This window comes from uncultured Nostoc sp. (assembly GCF_964245575.1).
GTDB lineage: Bacteria > Cyanobacteriota > Cyanobacteriia > Cyanobacteriales > Nostocaceae > Nostoc.
Map to the genome: position 1 here is coordinate 1 of NZ_CAXTNP010000074.1, position 4,999 is coordinate 4,999.

Consider the following 4,999-nt stretch of genomic DNA (forward strand, 5'->3'; position numbering starts at 1 on the left):
GTTCGAGCGTCTGGAGAAACTGAAATTGAGTAAAGCTTCAATTCACCTTACCTACCCACTCCCGCCCCGCTTTCTCTGCCGCTTCAGGCGTGTAGTAAATCTTGCGCGTAACCATTCACCGCATCACCAGGACTAATCACCCGAAATTGCCAGCAATGGGCATCAGTATAAAACACCAGCAAAGTACAACCATTGATGGGGAGCAACTAGGTGAACTGTGGTTTTAGTCATCAGTCATTTCTGATGGTTCTAGTTTGACTTGTCTAAATAACCCTTGGCGAATTGCTTTCTCAATTAATTCACTTCTGCTTGTTTCTAACTCTTCAGATACTTTGTCTAATTCAACTGAAGCAGTTTTGGTAAGCATGATTTGATACCGTTTCTTAGTTTCTCTCCAACCATGCTTATTGAGAGATAGCTTAGTTTCTCTCCAACCATGCTTGTTGAGAGATGGCTTAAACCATTCTATAAGTGCTGCTTCAATATCTAATACCAAAGTTGTATCACTGATTTCAATCCAGGCAATCCTGGGGTTCTCAAGAGCCTTACACTCTTTCAATTTATGATGAGCTTGCCATCGAAGCAATAAGCTGTTTGTCTGCCCTATGTAAACTATTTCTTCGCTATCCAATACAAAATATATTGCTGGGCAGTGTGGCAAACTTCGCTTGTCAGATAGCTGCACTGATGGCAGAGCAAGCAAATCTATACTTTCAGGACTAATCATCTTTAAAAATCTCCTCCAGCATTAGTGGTTTGCCAGCTAATTCAGAAGCTAAATCCCTAAGTTTAAAAAGAGTCTCAAACTGCCCACGCTCAAGTTGCCCTTTTTTGGCAGATGACAAGGTTCTTTTGTCCAACCCAGTCATTTCTTTAGCTTTTTGAATAGATAAGTTTTTGTCTTCTGTCCAATAACGAGAAAGGTCAACGTATTTAGGCATGTTTGAACCACGTAATTTCTGTTTTCAACTTAATTGACGCTCCCAAATCCGCTTTTGGTGCGTCAATACATTAACACGCCAACGCTATTGATAGTTTTGGTTAAAACCACATTAATGTTTTGATGTGTTGACACGTCAACGTATATAATAAAGGATATAACAAAGGGCGATCGCTCATCCGCCAAGACACGCGATCGCCCTTTGTAAACCCGTAGTAAAAGGTTTATTCAATGATGACACATAGTGATTTAGGTGATGCCCAAGCCCAGGCTCAGTTTGAGTTGGAGCAGTACATCAACGAGCAAGTAGAGGATATTGCCCCAGAGTTTGAGATTGACTCTGTGGATGATTGTGATTTTGGTGTTTTATATCGGGTGTGGTCTGGTATGAGGCTACTTGGCACTTTTTACCGCGCTGTTGATGGCAAGTGGGTAGCTCAACCATGCAATGAATGAACAGCGTCCCCGGTGCGATAGTCCAGAAATTGCACAACTAATGATCATTGCCCTGAGTGGGTTGCTTGTGGCTGACGCGGCATAACGAATATTTTCCCATCACATTGAGGTGCGCTCTCAAGTACCTCTTACCTGACCCTACAGTTTTAAGAGCATTTCACCATGAACAAAATTGCTGTAATTGCACACAACATTAATGACTCTGTAGTAGAGCAACGACGGTTAGACGGCTACATTAACGCCACTGCTTTGGCTACAGCTTACAAACTAGCAACTGGTAAAAGGCGTGATGTTGCTCACTGGCTGGAATTAGAGCGAACAAAAGAAACGTTGGCTCACCTAAATTCAATCACCGGGATTCCGGTAATTGAGTTATATCAAGTGTTTCGAGGTTCTCCCTCAAACGGTGGAGGCACTTGGATACATCCCAAACTAGCCATCAGGTTTGGTATTTGGTTGAGCGATGAGTTTGGCTTCATGATTGAGGAATGGGTTGAGCAATGGCTCACCACTGGACAATCCCCTATTACCCCTATTAATAGTGAATCTCTTACCACCATTACCGCCGCTATTGAACAAGCCCTGACCCCCATCAATCAACATCTCGAACAAATTGAGCAGCGTCTTGATGCCCTACCAAAAGCATTACCTAAACGTCCCTGGACTTTTCCCTCGAATACACCGCCAGAACAAGTGCCTGAAGGCTACCAGCAACTAGAGGACGGTTCCTGGTTATCGCCAGAAGCTTATCAATCTATCTTGAGGCAAAGTAGACGCTCATTGCCTTGGGATATTCGGCGGCTGGGTGATTTTGAGTAACTCAGGGATGCGTTGGCGATGCCTAACGGCAAGGCATCGCTTTAATTCTTGGTATAGGAGAGCGATCGCTCTTGAACCAAAAACCCAGTCGAGATGACTGGGCTTTTGATGGGGTTATATTCCCCAAGGGCTATTTATAGAAGTTATTTATAAGTCGCTTTTCTAATTAGGACTACACCGCCTAGATTGAAAGTTCCAGAAAATTAGAACTTTTTCTTAGAGGATGAGGTGCGATCGCTTCATCGTCGGTTCTGACCCTGGCGAAAGTGAAGCGAGATAAACACAAGCTGGGTGTTCCGTCAAAGGTGGCGGAATCGTCAGAACCAATGATGAGACAGCACTAACACACATCACTTATCAAAATAGGCATTCTAGGAAACCATGTTTTACAAAATAATATTTTGATAAGTAATCCACAATCGTATCGGCGGTAGATGTTAAGACTCAGTATTTTCCTTGCTTGTAAATCAAGGGAGCGATCGCTCTCCATCCTCTAAGAATGAGAAGCGATCGCACTGGCATCTTGATTTACGTCATTCTACTTCTGTTGTTGATCTGGAGGAAGCTGACAAGCTCCCTTTTCAAACTGGTACTCAATTCCTAACCCTTTTAAATAAAAGTTCACAGGGTTGCAACCAGAGAACGCGGCGGCAACGATATGAGCGATCGCTACAAGGGCAAGGAACAAGTAAGCATACTTTCCAGGAGGCAAGTTTCCCTTGGGAAGTAGGGATGAGTTTTTATTTTTAACGAACATGACTTTATGATTAGAGTGAGTTTAATTTTCGGCCTGGAGAGACTCCGGGCTTTTTTCTGCAAATAGAAACTGCAAAAGCAAAAGCCCCAGACATAGGCAGCCTGGGGCATCCACATTGAATGCGGTTTTATTGCTATTGCTTACACACTTGGTAGAACGTTGCATTTTTTACACCTCCTTGGGTTTAATCTAGGAGGCTGCCTTGAAGAGAGCGTTTGCAACAATTCCGGTAGCTAAAAGCTTAATTTATGCTGCTTTATTTAACCGGGTATTCGTGCATACAACTCAAATCACAGATTGCAGTAGCAATTCGTGATAAGCTGTGGACATCTGTATAAAAAATGCAGTTATCCTGTGCTTCTTCAAGGCTAGCCCTGAAGTTAGGTTGAATGAACGAACACCATAGCAGCTACGCGGTTCCTTTCCCTTTTTCCGTCCCCATCAAGAGTATAGGGTAGGAATAGGAATCAATGATTCTTTACTATATGCTGCGGGCGTTCGGAACGGACGCAATGGACGGGGGAAAGTAACCAACAACAAGATTAGCAAATTTTTAACGTTTGAAGCAATTGGCACGAGTAAACTTTTCTGCAATTTCTTGCACTTCGGGATTTTCCAATACCTGGCACTGGTTCCAAGGTAAGCTTAATTGCCCTGGTGATGAATTCTTTTTATTCGCTGGCTTGTGTTTTACATTCATCCCTAAAAGCAACTTGCTACCCCAGTGACTCCGCTTTTCTGGTTTGGGTTGAGGTTTGTACTTTCGACAAAACCCCCGGTACTTATTAGCGCATTCTTCCAATGTTCGCCCCAAAGACAAAAATGCTGGATGCCATTGAGTAAGTCCATCATCTGTCAACTTGTCGTGCATTCCATAGTTACTGAAGTCATAGAAAAATCCTTGCTGCATTCTGGCTGTTTTAGGGTTGGCATGAATGTATCGCAGTGTGTTTAATGCCCTTTGATGGTCAGTATTCTCAAATGCACTGCTGTGATAACGTTTTTCCCAAAAGTGACCAGTACGTTTAAGCATTCGGTTGAAACACATAGCCGTGTACCAATTTAGCCAGTGCATGATTTTGGGTAAATCTTGACTGTGGGCTGGCTCAAGCAGATAGTGAATATGATTGCTCATAATGCACAGAGCATAGAGCTTAAATTTAAACTTATCTAATACTTTTTTGATAGCAAAAAGAAACACCTCTCGACATTCTCGACGATTCAAGTAAAATTCGCGGTTATTGCAACGGCTGGTGATGTGGTAGCAATACCCTGGTTGTATTTGACGAGGCTGACGAGGCATTAGTATTTGTCTGATTAGAAGCAGCGATCACTTGTAAGTAGAGCATAACTGATGCCCTGAGAGCTTTTTCATGCCAAGATACAAGCGAGGAAAAGAGGAGCGATACCTACGGTGGTAAACTACGTATTATGGAACAGCTAGAGCTACGGCAAGAAAGCGGTGGAAGCCGCCTTTATTTGATGGATAAACCTATCCATGCGGGTGATTGTCTAGAAGTTTTGATATCAGAAAAATGGTTTCCTGCTCGTTGTGAGTGCTACAGAGAGAAGGGAAACTTTAACTGGTATCTAATTGTCTTCAAGCCAGAAGGCGAAGATGTTATAGAAGATTGTAATAGTGTGCTGTGTCGTTTTTCTTAGAGGTGATGGAGCGATCGCCATGAATTTGGGTACACAATATATCATTCTAGGAACTCTGTTTGAATATCTCCAAAATCATGCTTATAAAGAACATCAAGACTTTGGAATTAATCCTAAAGAACTGCAAAGTTGGTATCTAACAGCCAATGTAATGAAGTGGCTAAATGCTAGTTTTCACGCTTCTTGGTACATGATTTGTGAATCAGATCATTTTTCTATTGATATGCAAGATAATGGTTGGTGCATCTTAAGTTTATGTGGTACGAGTGATTATATTGTCAAGGAAGAAGAATAATGAATTTTTTCTTAGAAGATAAGAGGGCGATCACTCCTGTTAATTTTCTTAGAGGATGAGGGGCGATCGC

The 4,999-nt window shown here is 42.4% G+C and carries 8 protein-coding genes and 1 pseudogene; 5 read left to right on the forward strand and 4 right to left on the reverse strand.

Annotation, left to right across the window (positions count from 1 at the left end; genetic code table 11):
- Positions 1-37 precede the first annotated feature (37 nt).
- The 3 genes and pseudogenes from ACFFAP_RS14035 to ACFFAP_RS14045 form a co-directional block, all read right to left on the reverse strand.
- Positions 38-231: pseudogene (locus ACFFAP_RS14035) on the reverse strand (hypothetical protein).
- Positions 224-727 (reverse strand): GIY-YIG nuclease family protein, encoded by a 504-nt coding sequence (locus ACFFAP_RS14040; RefSeq protein ID WP_375511776.1) that lies wholly within the window; start codon positions 725-727, stop codon positions 224-226. Before ACFFAP_RS14040 ends, ACFFAP_RS14035 begins: the two are co-directional and overlap by 8 nt.
- Positions 720-941: a hypothetical protein gene (locus tag ACFFAP_RS14045; protein WP_375511777.1), complete on the reverse strand. Its 222-nt coding sequence runs from the start codon at positions 939-941 to the stop codon at positions 720-722. Before ACFFAP_RS14045 ends, ACFFAP_RS14040 begins: the two co-directional genes overlap by 8 nt.
- Before the next feature lie 230 nt (positions 942-1,171).
- On the opposite strand from ACFFAP_RS14045, the gene ACFFAP_RS14050 reads away from it, so the two are divergent.
- The 3 genes from ACFFAP_RS14050 (at position 1,172) to ACFFAP_RS14060 (ending at position 2,965) form a co-directional block, all read left to right on the forward strand.
- Entirely contained in the window at positions 1,172-1,396 is a 225-nt protein-coding gene (locus tag ACFFAP_RS14050; protein WP_375511778.1) for a hypothetical protein, read from the forward strand.
- 162 nt (positions 1,397-1,558) lie between these two features.
- Positions 1,559-2,215, forward strand: coding sequence for a KilA-N domain-containing protein (locus ACFFAP_RS14055; RefSeq protein ID WP_375511779.1), 657 nt, complete (start codon positions 1,559-1,561; stop codon positions 2,213-2,215).
- A 456-nt stretch (positions 2,216-2,671) separates the two neighbouring features.
- On the forward strand, positions 2,672-2,965 hold the full coding sequence (locus ACFFAP_RS14060; protein ID WP_375511780.1) for a hypothetical protein: 294 nt from the start codon (positions 2,672-2,674) through the stop codon (positions 2,963-2,965).
- Between the two features lie 560 nt (positions 2,966-3,525).
- Here ACFFAP_RS14060 and ACFFAP_RS14065 read toward each other — a convergent pair.
- Positions 3,526-4,275: a transposase gene (locus tag ACFFAP_RS14065; protein WP_375511781.1), complete on the reverse strand. Its 750-nt coding sequence runs from the start codon at positions 4,273-4,275 to the stop codon at positions 3,526-3,528.
- 128 nt (positions 4,276-4,403) lie between these two features.
- On the opposite strand from ACFFAP_RS14065, the gene ACFFAP_RS14070 reads away from it, so the two are divergent.
- A complete protein-coding gene (locus ACFFAP_RS14070; RefSeq protein WP_375511782.1) occupies positions 4,404-4,634 on the forward strand; it encodes a DUF5348 domain-containing protein in 231 nt (76 codons plus the stop codon).
- Positions 4,612-4,929, forward strand: a complete 318-nt coding sequence (locus ACFFAP_RS14075) for a hypothetical protein (protein WP_375511783.1) — start codon at positions 4,612-4,614, stop codon at positions 4,927-4,929. Before ACFFAP_RS14070 ends, ACFFAP_RS14075 begins: the two co-directional genes overlap by 23 nt.
- Positions 4,930-4,999 lie beyond the last annotated feature (70 nt).

Bases quoted from the DNA above. Each gene is read 5' to 3' on its own strand.
- ACFFAP_RS14040 (WP_375511776.1), bottom strand. From the start codon at position 727: ATGATTAGTCCTGAAAGTATAGATTTGCTTGCTCTGCCATCAGTGCAG.
- ACFFAP_RS14045 (WP_375511777.1), bottom strand. From the start codon at position 941: ATGCCTAAATACGTTGACCTTTCTCGTTATTGGACAGAAGACAAAAAC.
- ACFFAP_RS14050 (WP_375511778.1), top strand. From the start codon at position 1,172: ATGATGACACATAGTGATTTAGGTGATGCCCAAGCCCAGGCTCAGTTT.
- ACFFAP_RS14055 (WP_375511779.1), top strand. From the start codon at position 1,559: ATGAACAAAATTGCTGTAATTGCACACAACATTAATGACTCTGTAGTA.
- ACFFAP_RS14065 (WP_375511781.1), bottom strand. From the start codon at position 4,275: ATGCCTCGTCAGCCTCGTCAAATACAACCAGGGTATTGCTACCACATC.
- ACFFAP_RS14070 (WP_375511782.1), top strand. From the start codon at position 4,404: ATGGAACAGCTAGAGCTACGGCAAGAAAGCGGTGGAAGCCGCCTTTAT.